Here is a 17,512-nt window from a genome sequence, read left to right as displayed (position 1 = left end):
AGGGGGGAGAGTGAATATTTGCATCCCGCATCATAAAATGCTACTATGGATGGTAGATGATTAATTTAGATAAGAAAGGGATTAGAATGAAAAATAAAAAAGAAGTCTATGGATTTCGTAAAAGCAAGGTTGCCAAAACTTTGTGTGGTGCTGTTTTAGGAACTGCTTTGATTGCTTTTGCAGACAAAGCAGTATTTGCTGATGAAGTTACAGAGACAACTAGTACAAGTACAGTTGAGGTAGCTACTACAGGGAACCCAGCCACAAATCTACCTGAAGCTCAGGGTGAAATGAGCCAAGTTGCCAAAGAGAGCCAAGATAAGGCTGGTTCTAAAGACTCAGCTTTGCCAGTAGAAGTATCATCAGCTGATTTGGATAAAACAGTTGCCGATGCAAAATCTGCAGGAGTTAAGGTAGTTCAAGATGAAATAAAAGACAAAGGAACAGCCACAACTACTACAGAAAATGCTCAAAAACAAGATGAGATCAAAAGTGACTATGCTAAACAGGCAAAAGAAATAAAGACAACAACTGAAGCATATAAAAAAGAAGTCGCAGCTCATCAGGCAGAAACAGATAAAATCAATGCTGAAAACAAAGCAGCGGATGACAAGTATCAAAAAGATCTAAAAAGTCATCAAGAAGAAGTTGAAAAAATCAACACTGCCAATGCAACAGCTAAAGCAGAATATGAGGCTAAGTTAGCACAATACCAAAAAGATTTAGCAACTGTCAAAAAAGCAAACGAAGATAGTCAACGGGATTATCAAAATAAACTTTCAGCTTACCAGACGGAATTAGCTCGACTACAAAAAGCTAATGCGGAAGCTAAAGAGGCATATGATAAAGCAGTAAAAGAAAACACTGCAAAGAATGCAGCGCTTCAAGCTGAAAATGAAGCGATTAAACAACGTAATGAAACTGCAAAAGCAACTTATGAAGCGGCAATGAAGCAGTATGAAGCAGATCTTGCAGCTGTTAAGAAAGCCAAGGCAGATAATGATGCTGATTATCAAGCTAAATTAGCAGCTTATCAGACAGAATTGGCTCGAGTTCAAAAGGCAAATGTGGAAGCTAAAGAGGCTTATGATAAAGCAGTAAAAGAAAATACAGCTAAAAACATAGCAATTCAAGCTGAAAATGAAGCGATTAAGCAACGTAACGCTACTGCAAAAGCGACTTATGAAGCAGCGTTGAAGCAGTATGAAGCAGACTTGGCAACAGTCAAACAAGCAAATGAAGCTAACGAAACAGACTACCAAGCTAAGCTGGCCAAATACCAGACAGAATTAGCTCGCGTTCAAAAAGCTAACGATGATGCAAAAGCGACCTATGAGAAGGCTGTTGAAGACAACAAGGCAAAAAATGCGGTAATTCAAGCTAAGAATGAAGAAATTAAGCAACAAAATGCTAAAGCCAAAGCAGACTATGAAGCTAAAGTTGCAAAATATGAAGCAGACCTTGCCAAGTATAAGAAAGATGTAGATGAGTATCCACAGAAACTCAAAGAGTACAATGAAGAGCAGGCAAAAATTAAGGCTGCATTGGTAGAACTTGAAAAAAATAAGGATCAGGACGGGTATTTGTCTAAACCATCTGCTCGTAGCTTGGTTTATGACTCAGAACCAAATGCTCAACTTGACCTCAAAACAGAAGGGAAACTTCTCACAGCAACAGCTGTTGATGAAGCCTTCAGTAAGAGTACATCGAAAGCAAAATATGATCAAAAAATTCTACAACTAGATGACTTAGATATCAGTGGTTTAGAGAAGGCGAATTCGACTGCTTCATCTGTTGAATTATATGGAAATATTGGAGATAAATCAAGTTGGACGACCAACGTGGGGAATAATACGGAGGTGAAATGGGGCTCAGTTCTTCTAGAACGTGGACAAAGCGTAACAGCGACTTATACCAATCTTCAAAATTCCTACTACAATGGTAAAAAGATTTCGAAGATTGTTTACAAATATACTGTAGACCCGTCTTCAAAATTTCAAAATCCTAGTGGAAAAGTTTGGTTGGGAATCTTTACAGACCCAACGCTAGGTGTCTTTGCTTCAGCCTATACTGGTAAAGATGAAAAGAATACGTCTATCTTCATCAAAAATGAATTTACCTTCTATGATGAAAATGACAAGCCGATTAATTTTGACAATGCCCTCCTTTCAGTTGCTTCTCTAAATAGAGAAAATAATTCTATTGAGATGGCCAAGGATTACACTGGTACCTTTATTAAAATTTCAGGTTCATCTGTTGGAGAAAAAGATGGAAAGATTTATGCTACAGAAACCCTGAACTTTAAACAGGGACAAGGCGGATCTCGCTGGACTATGTATACTAGAAAGAATGAGCCGGGTTCCGGTTGGGATTCGTCTGATGCACCAAACTCTTGGTATGGTGCGGGAGCAATCAGCATGTCAGGTTCTACTAACCGTGTGACTGTCGGTGCCATTTCTGCGACCCTAGTAGTTTCTTCTGATCCAGTTATGGCGGTAGAAAATGGCAAAAAACCAAACATTTGGTATTCACTCAATGGGAAGATTCGTGCCGTTCATGTTCCGAAAATTACAAAAGAGAACCCAACACCTCCAGTAAAACCAACTGCACCACAAGCTCCTGCTTATGAAGTGGAGAAACCATTGGAACCAGCTCCAGTAGCACCAAGCTACGAAAATGAGCCAACTCCACCGGTAAAAACTCCAGATCAACCAGAGCCATCAAAACCAGAAGAGCCAACATATGAGACAGAGAAACCATTGGAACCAGCTCCAGTAGCACCAAGCTACGAAAATGAGCCAACTCCACCGGTAAAAACTCCAGATCAACCAGAGCCATCAAAACCAGAAGAGCCAACATATGAGACAGAGAAACCATTGGAACCAGCTCCAGTAGCACCAAGCTACGAAAATGAGCCAACTCCACCGGTAAAAACTCCAGATCAACCAGAGCCATCAAAACCAGAAGAGCCAAATTATGATCCATTGCCAACACCACCTGTAGCACCAACTCCTAAGCAGTTGCCAACACCACCAGCGGTGCCAACAGTTCACTTCCATTACAATCGTCTTTTTGCACAACCTCAGATTAATAAAGAAATTAAAAATGAGGATGGAGTAGATATCGATCGTACTCTAGTTGCTAAGCAGTCTGTAGTGAAGTTTGAGTTGAAAACGGAAGCCTTAACTGCAGGGCGTCCAAAAACAACATCGTTTGTATTGGTAGACCCACTTCCAACTGGCTATCAGTTTGATTTGGAAGCGACCAAGGCTGCAAGCAAAGGTTTTGAAACAAGCTATGACAAAGCTAGTCACACTGTAACCTTTAAGGCTACCGAGGAGACCTTGGCTGCTTTCAATGCAGATTTGACAAAATCCTTTGATACTCTATATCCAACTGTTGTTGGCCGTGTCTTGAATGATGGGGCGACTTATACAAATAACTTTACATTGACAGTCAACGATGCCTACGGTGTTAAGTCAAACATTGTTCGTGTAACGACTCCAGGTAAACCAAATGATCCTGACAATCCAAATAACAACTACATCAAGCCTTTGAAAGTTAACAAGAACAAGCAAGGTGTGAATATTGATGGCAAAGAAGTTCTAGCTGGTTCAACGAACTACTATGAACTCACATGGGATTTGGACCAATACAAGGGAGATAAATCTTCTAAAGAAGCAATTCAAAATGGTTTCTACTATGTGGATGATTATCCAGAAGAAGCCTTAACCCTTCAACCAGAATTGGTTAAGATTCGTGATCTAGAGGGCAACCTTGTATCAGGTATCAGTGTTCAACAATATGATAGTTTAGAAGCTGCGCCTAAGAAGGTTCAAGAGCTGTTGAAGAAAGCAAACATCACTATTAAAGGTGCTTTCCAACTTTTCTCAGCTGATAATCCAGCTGAATTCTACAAGAACTATGTAGCAACAGGAAAATCATTGCTAATCACAGATCCGATGACAGTTAAACCTGAATTTGGTCAAACGGGTGGTAAGTACGAAAACAAAGCCTACCAAATTGACTTTGGGAATGGCTATGCTACAGAAGTAGTTGTCAACAACGTACCGAAAATCACACCGAAAAAAGATGTGACAATCAGTATGGATCCAAGCAGTGACAATATCGATGGCCAAACAATTCCGTTGAACCAGTACTTCAATTATCGTTTGATCGGTGGTTTGATTCCACAAAATCATTCTGAGGACTTGAATGACTATAGTTTTGCAGATGATTATGACCAAAAAGGTGATCAATACACTGGAAACTATAAAGTTCTTGCCAAGGTTGATATCCGATTGAAAGACGGTCGTGTTATCAAGGCAGGGACAGACTTAACCGCTGAAACACAGGTTGAACATGACCAAGATAAGGGAATGATTACCATTCGCTTCAAGGAAGAATTCCTTCAAGGGATTCAGTTGGATTCTCCATTCCAGGCTGAGACTTATATTCAAATGAAACGAATTGCTGTCGGAACCTTTGAAAATACCTATGTAAATACTGTGAATAAAGTTGCTTACGCCTCAAACACAGTTCGCACGACAACGTCAGAACCTAAGAAACCAGAGGAACCAACAACTCCTAATTCTAATCCAAATCCAAAAGGGAACCCTACTCTACCTCAAACAGGTACAAATGATTCAAGCTACATGCCATATCTTGGTCTAGCAGCTTTAGTAGGAGTTTTAGGAATTGGTCAGTTGAAACGAAAAGAAGACGAAAGCAACTAATTTCTGGAAGTTAAATAGAAAAGAGGAACTCTGTTTCCTCTTTTTTATAGCCTAAATTAAAAACGCTTCCTATTGATTTTTACTCATGAAATCAACTGATTTATGTTAAAATGGTAGTAGAAAGTTGAGATTATGAGTTATTTTAAAAAATATAAATTTGATAAGTCACAGTTCAAACTTGGTATGCGAACTTTCAAAACGGGAATTGCCGTTTTTCTAGTTCTTTTGATTTTTGGCTTTTTTGGCTGGAAAGGTCTTCAAATCGGTGCTTTGACAGCGGTTTTTAGTCTGAGGGAGAGTTTTGATAAGAGTGTCCATTTTGGGACTTCACGTATTCTAGGAAATGGTATCGGTGGTTTCTACGCCCTTATCTTTTTTCTCTTAAATACCTTATTTCACGGAGCCTTTTGGGTGACCTTGGTGGTTGTTCCAATCTGCACTATGTTAACCATTATGACAAATGTGGCCATGAATAATAAATCGGGGGTTATTGGTGGTGTAGCAGCTATGTTAATCATTACCCTATCAATACCGAGCGGTGAAACAATTTTGTACGTGTTTGCGCGCGTATCAGAAACTTTTATGGGAGTTTTTGTCGCAATTCTCGTAAATTATGATATTGATCGTATTCATCTCTTTTTAGAGAAAAAAGAAAAATAATGTTACATTTTATAACATTATCAATTGACGTTTGTTTTTTTTTAGACTATAATAGACAGAAAGAAGGAAGTTGTAAATGAAGGAAAAAGAATTTCGCCGAAATATGGCTGTTTTTCCTATCGGCAGTGTTATGAAGTTGACCGATCTATCGGCGCGTCAGATTCGTTATTATGAAGATCAAGAGTTGATAAAGCCTGATCGAAACGAAGGGAACCGTCGCATGTATTCCTTGAATGACATGGATCGTCTGCTTGAAATCAAAGATTTTATCTCTGAAGGTTATAATATCGCTGCCATTAAGAAAAAATATGCTGAACGTGAGGCGAAGTCCAAGAAAGCGGTGAGTCAGACTGAGGTGCGTCGTGCACTTCACAATGAACTCCTCCAGCAAGGACGCTTTGCTTCAGCACATTCACCTTTTGGTCGCGGTTAGGCAATCGCAAGTAGTCATATATTAAGGAGAAAAACCATGCCAATCACAGCTGCAGATATTCGTCGTGAAGTCAAGGAAAAAAATGTTACCTTTATTCGTCTCATGTTCTCAGATATTTTGGGAACGATGAAAAACGTCGAAATTCCTGCTACAGATGAACAGTTAGATAAAGTCTTGTCAAACAAGGCTATGTTTGATGGATCTTCTATTGAAGGTTTTGTACGTATCAATGAGTCAGATATGTACTTGTACCCAGACTTGGATACATGGACAGTCTTCCCTTGGGGAGATGAAAACGGAAGTGTTGCAGGTTTGATCTGTGATGTCTATACAACAGAAGGTAAACCATTTGCAGGTGACCCTCGTGGCAATTTGAAACGTGCTCTTCGTCACATGGAAGAAGTAGGATTCAAATCCTTCAACCTTGGGCCAGAGCCAGAATTCTTCCTATTTAAACTGGATGAAAATGGGGATCCGACTCTTGAGGTAAATGACAAGGGTGGCTACTTTGATTTGGCCCCTACTGACCTTGCAGACAATACCCGTCGTGAGATTGTGAATGTCTTGACCAAAATGGGATTTGAAGTAGAGGCAAGTCACCACGAAGTCGCGGTTGGACAACATGAAATTGACTTCAAGTATGATGAAGTCCTCCGTGCCTGTGATAAGATTCAAATCTTTAAACTCGTTGTAAAAACCATTGCTCGCAAACACGGTCTTTACGCAACCTTTATGGCGAAACCAAAATTTGGTATTGCTGGATCAGGTATGCACTGTAATATGTCCTTGTTTGATGCAGAAGGAAACAATGCCTTCTTTGACCCAAATGATCCAAAAGGAATGCAGTTATCTGAAACGGCCTATCATTTCCTTGGTGGTTTGATCAAGCATGCTTACAACTATACTGCTATCATGAACCCAACAGTTAACTCATACAAACGTTTGGTTCCAGGTTATGAAGCGCCTGTTTACATTGCTTGGGCTGGTCGTAACCGTTCGCCACTTGTGCGCGTACCAGCTTCACGTGGTATGGGAACTCGTCTTGAACTGCGTTCAGTGGACCCAATGGCAAACCCATACATCGCTATGGCTGTTCTTTTGGAAGTTGGTTTGCATGGTATTGAAAACAAAATCGAAGCACCAGCTCCTATCGAAGAAAATATCTACATCATGACAGCAGAAGAGCGTAAGGAAGCTGGAATTACCGATCTTCCATCAACTCTTCATAACGCCTTGAAAGCTTTAACAGAAGATGAAGTGGTCAAGGCAGCCCTAGGTGAACACATTTACACTAGCTTCCTCGAAGCTAAACGTATCGAGTGGGCTAGCTATGCAACCTTCGTTTCACAATGGGAAGTTGATAATTATCTTGACTTGTATTAAGAACATAAAAAAAGATTGTCTGATTGGGCAATCTTTTTTTGTTGAAATGAGACTACAACTATAATGTTATGATTAGCAGAGAAGGCTATTCTTTATAAATAATACAAAAAAGTATTTTTGGAAGTTTTACGGTACCATCTGTTAATATGTCGAAACAAATAATAGTATAGGGATGCGGGAAAATAGTTTTTTTCTGTATTTCCTTTAAATTGAAATAGTTTTATGTTAAAATGAGGTGAACATTTCTTTTTAAAATGATTGTATACAAATCATTTTTAGTTTGGAGGTTAATTATGAAATGGAGAAGAGGCATGAAAGTGCCGTTTTCTACTAATTTAGGTAGAAAAACAAAGGCTTATATTGGCCTGATTGTTTTACTTTTTTCTATTTTTCTTCTTCCGGTTCAGTCTTATGCTGCATTAGAAGAGATTAAAAATGGAACGGATATCTCTACCTTAGATATTCGTAAGTTTAATTTAAATATTAACAATGCTAGTATTTTATCTAAATCACAGTCTGTTGATCAGTTTCATCTATCAAATCCCCATTATGAATATCTAAGTGGGGGTGCTTATCCAGGTGAGATGGAAAACTTTACTCTTAAAGTAGATAAAAGTAAAAAACAAGACCAAGTTTTTGAAAATCCTTTATTTCTAAAATTCACAAATATTGGTAACGTTCACGGAAAGCAAGTAGATGCTTACTTAAAATTTAATAAGGTAACTCTTCACTACCTCAATACTGCACAAGCAAGGTCTGAGATGGATAATACTCAAAAATCTACTGTCGAATTCTTCTCAATCTCAGAATTGTGGGAAAAGAGTGCCTTTGAAATTGGGAATGTTCCTTACGTAGATGCAAATCATAATTACATTATGAATAAAGCATTTTGGATTGATGCTGATGTTACAGCAGAAATTCGCTATGCTGATGGGACAGAAACAGACTTGAAATTGGTCATGAAACCAACAGATATTGATGCAATTGATGCAAACAATTTGAAGGAAACCTTCTATGTTAAAAACTATAAGAACGATGTGAACCTTCGATTAATGAACAATGCCAATGTCTTACGACAGGAAGAAACAAGTGATCATACTTCATGGATTGCTACACAAAGTACAAATGGTAGTAATGCTGAAAATAACATCTCGGGTTTAGCTCTTCGATCAAATAGTAACAGCATGAATTTCGGTTATTCATCAACGGAAACCTGTTCGGCTGTATTTGGGCTTTATGTCGAAAAGATCGACCCAAGTCCAGTCCTAGAGGTAGAACCTACTGAGATTCCAGCTAAAGAGGGGCAGGATGTAACCTATAAGGCTACTTTTAAAGTGCCAGTACCTGGTAAAGATCTTTTAGCAGCTCCATCATCTATTGAGATGGTTCAAAATTTTGATGATCGTTTGGACTATAAAGAACTTAAAGTTGAATCAGGTGGAGTGACTCTGCAAGAAGGACGTGACTATACAATTGAGAAGTCAGGTCAAACAGTTACTGTTAAAATGACACCTGAATACATAAAATCAAATTCTGCCACTGAGATTATTATCACTTATAAAACAGTTACAAACAAAAAAGTGGAAGAAAAAGGACCTGAAAAAATTAACAACACTGTAACCTTGCATGTTGATAACTTATCAGCTCCTTCTAATCAGGTGAGCACTGCTCTTCTTTACGAAAAACACCATGAATTTGTCAGTGGAACTCCAGGTAAAGAGTTGCCACAAGAAGTAAAATCCTTGCTTCCAGCAACAGAAAAGAATTTACCTAATGGCAGTCAAGTAACGCCAACGCAACCAAGTCAAACAGAGGTTAAGACAGCGGAAGGCACATGGAGCTTTAAGTCCTACGACAAGACATCGGAAACCATCAATGGAGCAGACGCACACTTCGTAGGAACCTGGGAATTCACTCCAGCGCCAACCTACAAGGCGACACACGAATTTGTCAGCGGAACTCCAGGTAAAGAACTTCCACAAGAAGTGAAATCCTTGCTTCCAGCAGACCAAACAGACTTGAAAGATGGCAACCAAGTAACGCCAACGCAACCAAGCCAAACAGAGGTTAAGACAGCGGAAGGCACATGGAGCTTTAAGGCCTACGACAAGGCATCAGAAACCATCAATGGAGCGGATGCTCACTTCGTCGGTACTTGGGAATTCACCCCAGCTCCAACTTACAAGGCAACACACGAGTTTGTTAGTGGAACGCCAGGAAAAGACCTTCCGCAAGAAGTGAAATCCTTGCTTCCAGCAGATCAAACAGATTTGAAAGACGGTAGTCAAGCGACTCCGACACAACCAAGTCAAACAGAAGTGAAGACGTCAGAAGGTACATGGAGCTTCAAGTCATACGATAAGACCTCTGACACCATCAATGGAGCGGATGCTCACTTCGTCGGTACTTGGGAATTCACCCCAGCCCCAACTTACAAGGCAACACACGAGTTTGTCAGCGGAACTCCAGGCAAAGAACTTCCACAAGAAGTGAAAACCTTGCTTCCAGCAGATCAAACAGATTTGAAAGACGGTAGTCAAGCGACTCCGACACAACCAAGTCAAACAGAAGTGAAGACGTCAGAAGGTACATGGAGCTTCAAGTCATACGATAAGACCTCTGACACCATTAATGGAGCGGATGCTCACTTCGTCGGTACTTGGGAATTCACCCCAGCCCCAACTTACAAGGCAACACACGAGTTTGTCAGCGGAACTCCAGGCAAAGAACTTCCACAAGAAGTGAAAACCTTGCTTCCAGCAGACCAAACAGACTTGAAAGACGGTAGTCAAGCGACACCAACGCAACCAAGCCAAACAGAAGTGAAGACGGCAGAAGGCACATGGAGCTTTAAGTCTTATGACAAGGCATCAGAAACCATCAATGGAGCGGATGCTCACTTCGTCGGTACTTGGGAATTCACCCCAGCTCCAACTTACAAGGCAACACACGAGTTTGTTAGTGGAACGCCAGGAAAAGAACTTCCACAAGAAGTGAAAACCTTGCTTCCAGCAGACCAAACAGACTTGAAAGACGGTAGTCAAGCGACACCAACGCAACCAAGCCAAACAGAAGTGAAGACGGCAGAAGGCACATGGAGCTTTAAGTCTTATGACAAGGCATCAGAAACCATCAATGGAGCGGATGCTCACTTCGTCGGTACTTGGGAATTCACAGAAAGCCCAGCTCCAACAGTGACTCATAAAGCAGTTCACGAGTTTGTCAGCGGAACTCTAGGAAAAGAACTTCCGCAAGAAGTGAAAACCTTGCTTCCAGCAGACCAAACAGACTTGAAAGACGGTAGTCAAGCGACTCCGACACAACCAAGCCAAACAGAAGTGAAGACGGCACAAGGTACCTGGAGCTTCAAGTCCTACGACAAGACTTCAGAAACCATCAATGGAGCGGATGTTAAGTTTGTAGGTACATGGGAATTCACAGAAAGCCCAGCTCCAACAGTGACTCATAAAGCAGTTCACGAGTTTGTCAGCGGAACTCTAGGAAAAGAACTTCCGCAAGAAGTGAAAACCTTGCTTCCAGAAGACCAAACAGACTTGAAAGATGGCAACCAAGTAACTCCAATACAACCAAGTCAAACGGAAGTGAAGACGGCAGAAGGCACATGGAGCTTTAAGTCTTATGACAAGGCATCAGAAACCATCAATGGAGCGGATGCTCACTTCGTCGGTACTTGGGAATTCACAGAAAGCCCAGCTCCAACAGTGACTCATAAAGCAGTTCACGAGTTTGTCAGCGGAACTCTAGGAAAAGAACTTCCGCAAGAAGTGAAAACCTTGCTTCCAGCAGACCAAACAGACTTGAAAGACGGTAGTCAAGCGACTCCGACACAACCAAGCCAAACAGAAGTGAAGACGGCACAAGGTACCTGGAGCTTCAAGTCCTACGACAAGACTTCAGAAACCATCAATGGAGCGGATGTTAAGTTTGTAGGTACATGGGAATTCACAGAAAGCCCAGCTCCAACAGTGACTCATAAAGCAGTTCACGAGTTTGTCAGTGGAACCCCTGGCAAAGAACTTCCACAAGAAGTGAAAACCTTGCTTCCAGCAGACCAAACAGACTTGAAAGACGGTAGTCAAGCGACTCCGACACAACCAAGCCAAACAGAAGTGAAGACGTCAGAAGGTACCTGGAGCTTCAAGTCATACGACAAGACATCGGAAACAATTAATGGAGCAGATGTTAAGTTTGTAGGCACATGGGAATTCACCCCAGCGCCAACTTACAAGGCAACACATGAGTTTGTCAGTGGAACCCCTGGTAAAGAACTTCCGCAAGAAGTGAAAGTCTTGCTTCCGGCAGATCAAACAGACTTGAAGGACGGCAGCCAAGTAACGCCAACGCAACCAAGTCAAACAGAAGTGAAGACTGCAGAAGGTACATGGAGCTTTAAGTCCTATGACAAAGCATCAGAAACCATCAATGGAGCGGATGCCCACTTCGTCGGTACTTGGGAATTTACCCCGGCACCAATTAACAATTCTGGAAATAATAGCCAACCAGAAGAAGGAAGTAGTCAAACTAAGACCTTGTTACCAAACACAGGCTCTGCAGTATCTGGTCTTCTTTCAATCATCGGTCTTGCCTTTGCAAGCCTAGCAGCTTTTGTCCTTCGCAAGAAAGACTAAGTTACTCTTAGTAAATGAGAGATTAACTGCTTAATTCCGTAGTATAAGAAGAGAGAACGAGAAATCGTTCTCTCTTTTTCTTGCGTTTTATATCGAGGTGTGATATAGTTTATATAACGAAGTGCGATATATCGAACTGAATAGGAGGTGTGGTTAAATGGAATTAACAGATAAGATTAGGCGTGTTTACCTTCCCATGACTGAAACGGGTTTTTATATCTTGTTTTGTTTACAGAAGGAGAACCATGGATATGGTATCACACAAAAGGTCAAGGAGATGACAGATTCGCAAGTTTCGATTAGTCCTGGAACTATGTATGGGACCTTGTCAAAGATGGAAAAGGATGGCTTGATTTTCTTTGTCCGAGAAGAGGAAAAACGGAAAATTTATCAGATAACAGATTTGGGACGCAAAGTCTTAGATATTGAATTGAAACGTATTGAGCGGCTCTATAGAAATAGTCGGGAGGAAGGATGATGGGAAAGAAGGTTATTTATAGAATTTCTACCATTGCGGATTATGATAGAGAGGCTTTATATCTTAGAAAAATGCATTCTGAGGGGTGGAAGCTCAAGGAAGTAACCTACTCTATCTTGTTGTTTGCAGTTAAGTATACCTTTGAAAAGTGCCAACCGGAGCAGGTGTCTTATCAGTTAGACTTTTATCCAATGAAAAAATCAGAGAGAGAGCCTCCTATTTGCAACTGTTTAAAGACTGTGGATGGGAGCATATTACAGACTTTAATGGTTTTTCCTACTTTAGAAAGCTTCATTCTGGAATTGAGTCGGATGCTGAGTTTGAAATTTATAATGACGCGGCCGGGAAGTTAGCTGTGGTCAAACGGATTTTAAGACTGCGGTTAGTACCTGCTTTACTTTTGCTAGCCATACATATACCATTCTTACTTAAATTGCCCAATAGAAGTAATGCGTATGGTCTATGGAGTTTTCTTACGGCCGGGCTAGATATTTTCTTGTCTTTAATCCTTTTGTTAATAGTTGCCTATATTAGCTGGAAGTTATGGCATAAAAAGAAGGAATTATCAGATTTATGATAGGGTAGGTATGCTCAAAATTGGAGGGAAAGTCATGATAAATAAAAAGCAATTTCGGATTTTTACAATAGTTGATTTGGACAAGGAAGAAGAATATTTGCATGAGATGCACTTGAAAGGCTGGAGGTATAGAACTAACCGTTTGGGCTTTTTCTATTTTGAACAATGCCAACCAGATGATGTCATCTATCATATCTGTGATTCTAGATTTCTTAAAAAGTATAAGCATGAACTACAAGAGTTTAGAAATAGCGGTTGGGAATTGATAGAAACAGGTTTTTGTTCAATTCTTCGTAAACCAACTTCTGATATACTTTCAGAGGAGAAAGTCTATATGAGTAAGGGTCTCAGATGGGAAGTTATGCGGTCTAGACTTCGTTCCTGTATAGCCACTTTTTCAGGTGGTCTTGTTGTTTGCATGAGTTTGTATCGAGAAAACTTGTCTCAGTCTTTCTTTATTACTTTCGTTTTATACGCTTGTTTAATTTCTTATCTGATCTATGGATATTACAGACTTAAAAGGAAATACCAAGTAGATGAGAAGTAAGATTCTAGGTCTTCAGACTGATTTTTAGCACTCTTAGCAAAAGAGTGCTAATTTTTTGAGTTTTTGTCTTGACATTCTCTTCTAAGGGTGTATAATAGAATCATGAGTTAGCACTTGAGTGCATAGAGTGCTAATCGATCGGACAGAGAGGAGTGATGAGATGGTTACAGAGCGTCAGCAGGATATTTTAAATCTGATTATTGACATCTTTACCAAAACGCACGAACCTGTCGGATCCAAAGCTTTGCAAGAGTCTATTAACTCTAGCAGTGCTACCATTCGTAATGATATGGCGGCTTTAGAAAAGCAAGGTTTGCTTGAGAAAGCTCATACCTCAAGCGGTCGGATGCCAAGTGTTGCTGGTTTTCAGTACTATGTGAAACACTCGCTGGCTTTTGACAGACTGGCTGAAAATGAGGTATACGAGATTGTCAAAGCCTTTGATCAGGAGTTCTTCAAACTGGAGGATATTCTGCAAGAGGCCGCCAATCTACTAACAGATTTGAGTGGTTGTACGGTTGTAGCGCTGGATGTAGAACCAAGTAGGCAGAAGCTAACAGCTTTTGATATTGTTGTCCTCGGGCAACATACAGCTCTTGCTGTTTTTACGCTTGATGAGTCTAGAACAGTTACCAGTCAGTTTTTGATTCCAAGAAATTTCTTGCAGGAAGATTTGCTGAAACTGAAGAACATCATTCAGGAACGTTTCCTCGGTCACACCGTTCTGGATATTCACTACAAGATTCGGACGGAGATTCCGCAGATTATCCAGCGTTACTTCACAACAACGGACAATGTCATGGATCTCTTTGAACACATTTTTAAAGAAATGTTCAGCGAAAACATTGTAGTATCTGGCAAGGTTAATCTCTTGAATTTTGCCAATCTAGCGGCCTATCAGTTCTTTGACCAACCGCAAAAGGTGGCTTTAGAGATTCGTGAGGGTCTGCATGAAGATCAAATGCAAAATGTCCGTGTTGCAGACAGTCAGGAATCCTGTCTAGCTGATTTGGCGGTGATTAGCAGTAAGTTCCTCATTCCTTATCGAGGTTTTGGAATTCTAGCGATTATCGGTCCAGTCAGTCTAGATTATCAGCAATTGGTCAACCAAGTCAATGTGGTCAATCGTGTTTTGACCATGAAGTTGACAGATTTTTATCGCTACCTCAGCAGTAATCATTACGAAGTAAATTAATTTTGAAATCATTAAAGGAGGCGAACATGGCCCAAGATAAAAAGAACGAAGAAATGAAAGAAGAGGAAGTTGTGGAAACAACTGAAGAAACAACTCCTGAGAAGTCTGAGTTGGATTTGGCAAATGAACGTGCGGATGAGTTTGAAAATAAATACCTTCGCGCTCATGCAGAAATGCAAAATATTCAACGCCGTGCCAATGAAGAACGTCAAAACTTGCAACGTTATCGTAGCCAAGATCTGGCAAAAGCAATCTTACCATCGCTCGACAACTTAGAACGTGCTCTGGCTGTTGAAGGTTTGACAGAAGATGTCAAAAAAGGACTAGAGATGGTGCAAGAAAGCTTGGTTCATGCTTTGAAAGACGAAGGAATCGAAGAAATCGCAGCTGACGGCGAATTTGACCATAACTATCACATGGCCATCCAAACTCTCCCAGCGGATGATGAACATCCAGCAGATACCATCGCACAAGTCTTCCAAAAAGGCTACAAACTCCATGACCGCATTCTAAGACCAGCAATGGTGGTGGTGTATAACTAGGATACAAAGCCCGTAAAAAGCTCACAGTAAAAATAGGAGATTGACGAAGTGTTCGATGAACACAAGAAAATCTATCTTTTTTACCCAGAGCTTAGGGCGTGTTCGATTAGGTAATTCTGACGGTAGCTAAAGCAACTCGTCAGAAAACGGCAATCGCTATGGCGTTTGCCTAGCCTCCTTACTAACTCGTCGTCGAAATAATATCGATTTCGACTCCTCGTGTCGCAACATATATACATTAAAACCTTGTCCGAAACGACAATAAACTATGAAAGAAAGATAAAAAGCAAGCCGGAGGCTTGCAAGGAAGATATTTCCCGCCGTGGTGAAAGTTTCAGTAGCTTTTGCTACTGAAACAGGGGATTTTTGAGACAATAGGCTCAAAAATAAGTGATGAAATCCCGTAGGGAGTTGCTCACGTCCCCACCACTTAAGGGGAATATCAAAAAATCAAAATTCGAATTAAAATTTAAGGAGAAAAACACATGTCTAAAATTATCGGTATTGACTTAGGTACAACAAACTCAGCAGTAGCAGTTCTTGAAGGAACTGAAAGCAAAATCATCGCAAATCCAGAAGGAAACCGCACAACTCCATCTGTAGTTTCATTCAAAAACGGTGAAATCATCGTTGGTGATGCTGCAAAACGTCAAGCAGTCACAAACCCAGATACAGTTATCTCTATCAAATCTAAGATGGGAACTTCTGAAAAAGTTTCTGCAAATGGAAAAGAATACACTCCGCAAGAAATCTCAGCTATGATCCTTCAATACTTGAAAGGTTACGCTGAAGATTACCTTGGTGAAAAAGTAACTAAAGCTGTTATCACAGTACCTGCCTACTTCAATGATGCACAACGTCAAGCTACAAAAGACGCTGGTAAAATCGCTGGTCTTGAAGTAGAACGTATTGTCAACGAACCAACTGCAGCAGCTCTTGCTTATGGTTTGGACAAGACTGACAAAGAAGAAAAAATCTTGGTATTTGACCTTGGTGGTGGTACATTCGACGTATCTATCCTTGAATTGGGTGACGGTGTCTTTGATGTATTGGCGACTGCAGGGGATAACAAACTCGGTGGTGACGACTTTGACCAAAAAATCATTGACCACATGATTGCAGAATTCAAGAAAGAAAATGGTATTGACTTGTCTACTGACAAGATGGCTCTTCAACGTTTGAAAGATGCGGCTGAAAAAGCGAAGAAAGACCTTTCTGGTGTAACTTCAACTCAAATCAGCTTGCCATTCATCACTGCTGGTGAATCTGGACCTCTTCACTTAGAAATGACCTTGACTCGTGCGAAATTTGACGATTTGACTCGTGACCTTGTAGAACGTACAAAAGTTCCAGTTCGTCAAGCCCTTTCAGATGCAGGTTTGAGCTTGTCAGAAATCGATGAAGTTATCCTTGTTGGTGGTTCAACTCGTATCCCAGCCGTTGTAGAAGCTGTTAAGGCTGAAACTGGTAAAGAGCCAAACAAATCAGTAAACCCTGACGAAGTAGTTGCCATGGGTGCTGCGATCCAAGGTGGTGTGATCACTGGTGATGTGAAAGACGTTGTCCTTCTTGACGTAACACCATTATCACTCGGTATCGAAACAATGGGTGGAGTATTTACAAAACTTATCGATCGCAACACTACTATTCCAACATCTAAGTCACAAGTCTTCTCAACTGCAGCAGACAACCAACCAGCCGTTGATATCCACGTTCTTCAAGGTGAACGCCCAATGGCAGCAGATAACAAGACTCTTGGACGTTTCCAATTGACAGATATCCCAGCTGCACCTCGTGGTATTCCACAAATCGAAGTAACATTTGACATCGATAAGAACGGTATCGTGTCTGTTAAAGCTAAAGATCTTGGAACTCAAAAAGAACAAACCATTGTGATCCAATCGAACTCAGGTTTGACAGACGAAGAAATCGACCGCATGATGAAAGATGCAGAAGCTAACGCTGAAGCAGATAAGAAACGTAAGGAAGAAGTTGACCTTCGTAACGAAGTAGACCAAGCAATCTTTGCGACTGAAAAGACAATCAAGGAAACTGAAGGCAAAGGCTTCGACGCAGAACGCGACGCTGCCCAAGCTGCCCTTGATGAGCTTAAGAAAGCCCAAGAAGACAACAACTTGGACGAAATGAAAGCGAAACTCGAAGCTTTGAACGAAAAAGCTCAAGGCCTTGCTGTTAAACTCTACGAACAAGCCGCAGCAGCTCAACAAGCTCAAGCAGGAGCAGAAGGCGCACAAGCAACAGGAAACGCAGGCGATGACGTCGTAGACGGAGAGTTTACTGAAAAGTAAACT

10 protein-coding genes and 1 pseudogene are annotated in these 17,512 nt (G+C 40.8%); all 11 read left to right on the top strand.

The window, feature by feature from the left end:
- The first annotated feature begins 86 nt into the window (after positions 1-86).
- The 11 genes and pseudogenes from FOA33_RS07475 to dnaK all read left to right on the top strand — a co-directional run bounded on the left by FOA33_RS07475 (position 87) and on the right by dnaK (position 17,509).
- Positions 87-4,736, top strand: coding sequence for an antigen I/II family LPXTG-anchored adhesin (locus tag FOA33_RS07475; RefSeq protein WP_221161156.1), 4,650 nt, complete (start codon positions 87-89; stop codon positions 4,734-4,736).
- Between the two features lie 132 nt (positions 4,737-4,868).
- Positions 4,869-5,396, top strand: a complete 528-nt coding sequence (locus FOA33_RS07470) for an FUSC family protein (RefSeq protein ID WP_221161155.1) — start codon at positions 4,869-4,871, stop codon at positions 5,394-5,396.
- Between the two features lie 76 nt (positions 5,397-5,472).
- Positions 5,473-5,829, top strand: coding sequence for a transcriptional repressor GlnR (glnR, locus tag FOA33_RS07465; RefSeq protein WP_221161154.1), 357 nt, complete (start codon positions 5,473-5,475; stop codon positions 5,827-5,829).
- A gap of 36 nt (positions 5,830-5,865) precedes the next feature.
- Positions 5,866-7,212 carry a type I glutamate--ammonia ligase gene (glnA, locus tag FOA33_RS07460; RefSeq protein WP_001122897.1) on the top strand — a complete coding sequence of 449 codons (1,347 nt, stop codon included), beginning with the start codon at positions 5,866-5,868 and terminating at the stop codon, positions 7,210-7,212.
- A gap of 293 nt (positions 7,213-7,505) precedes the next feature.
- Entirely contained in the window at positions 7,506-11,861 is a 4,356-nt protein-coding gene (locus tag FOA33_RS07455; protein WP_221161153.1) for an LPXTG-anchored SHIRT domain periscope protein, read from the top strand.
- Between the two features lie 157 nt (positions 11,862-12,018).
- Positions 12,019-12,339, top strand: coding sequence for a PadR family transcriptional regulator (locus tag FOA33_RS07450; protein ID WP_000423976.1), 321 nt, complete (start codon positions 12,019-12,021; stop codon positions 12,337-12,339).
- Positions 12,339-12,916: pseudogene (locus FOA33_RS07445) on the top strand (DUF2812 domain-containing protein). Before FOA33_RS07450 ends, FOA33_RS07445 begins: the two are co-directional and overlap by 1 nt.
- 34 nt (positions 12,917-12,950) lie before the next feature.
- Positions 12,951-13,463, top strand: coding sequence for a DUF2812 domain-containing protein (locus FOA33_RS07440; protein ID WP_221161152.1), 513 nt, complete (start codon positions 12,951-12,953; stop codon positions 13,461-13,463).
- Between the two features lie 160 nt (positions 13,464-13,623).
- A complete protein-coding gene (gene hrcA / locus FOA33_RS07435; protein ID WP_221161151.1) occupies positions 13,624-14,658 on the top strand; it encodes a heat-inducible transcriptional repressor HrcA in 1,035 nt (344 codons plus the stop codon).
- A gap of 26 nt (positions 14,659-14,684) precedes the next feature.
- Positions 14,685-15,200 carry a nucleotide exchange factor GrpE gene (gene grpE / locus FOA33_RS07430; RefSeq protein ID WP_221161150.1) on the top strand — a complete coding sequence of 172 codons (516 nt, stop codon included), beginning with the start codon at positions 14,685-14,687 and terminating at the stop codon, positions 15,198-15,200.
- A gap of 485 nt (positions 15,201-15,685) precedes the next feature.
- The gene (gene dnaK, locus FOA33_RS07425) at positions 15,686-17,509 is read left to right on the top strand and encodes a molecular chaperone DnaK (RefSeq protein ID WP_221161149.1); all 1,824 of its coding nucleotides are present in this window, start codon (positions 15,686-15,688) and stop codon (positions 17,507-17,509) included.
- Positions 17,510-17,512 lie beyond the last annotated feature (3 nt).

The sequence above is a fragment of the Streptococcus cristatus genome, assembly GCF_019685515.1.
GTDB lineage: Bacteria > Bacillota > Bacilli > Lactobacillales > Streptococcaceae > Streptococcus.
Note: the sequence above shows the minus strand (reverse complement) of the source record. Positions and strands in the feature narration are given on the sequence as shown.

Coding starts and splice junctions, on each gene's coding strand:
- glnR (WP_221161154.1), top strand. CDS start 5,473: ATGAAGGAAAAAGAATTTCGCCGAAATATGGCTGTTTTTCCTATCGGC.
- FOA33_RS07440 (WP_221161152.1), top strand. CDS start 12,951: ATGATAAATAAAAAGCAATTTCGGATTTTTACAATAGTTGATTTGGAC.
- FOA33_RS07450 (WP_000423976.1), top strand. CDS start 12,019: ATGGAATTAACAGATAAGATTAGGCGTGTTTACCTTCCCATGACTGAA.
- FOA33_RS07455 (WP_221161153.1), top strand. CDS start 7,506: ATGAAATGGAGAAGAGGCATGAAAGTGCCGTTTTCTACTAATTTAGGT.
- dnaK (WP_221161149.1), top strand. CDS start 15,686: ATGTCTAAAATTATCGGTATTGACTTAGGTACAACAAACTCAGCAGTA.
- grpE (WP_221161150.1), top strand. CDS start 14,685: ATGGCCCAAGATAAAAAGAACGAAGAAATGAAAGAAGAGGAAGTTGTG.
- hrcA (WP_221161151.1), top strand. CDS start 13,624: ATGGTTACAGAGCGTCAGCAGGATATTTTAAATCTGATTATTGACATC.
- glnA (WP_001122897.1), top strand. CDS start 5,866: ATGCCAATCACAGCTGCAGATATTCGTCGTGAAGTCAAGGAAAAAAAT.
- FOA33_RS07475 (WP_221161156.1), top strand. CDS start 87: ATGAAAAATAAAAAAGAAGTCTATGGATTTCGTAAAAGCAAGGTTGCC.
- FOA33_RS07470 (WP_221161155.1), top strand. CDS start 4,869: ATGAGTTATTTTAAAAAATATAAATTTGATAAGTCACAGTTCAAACTT.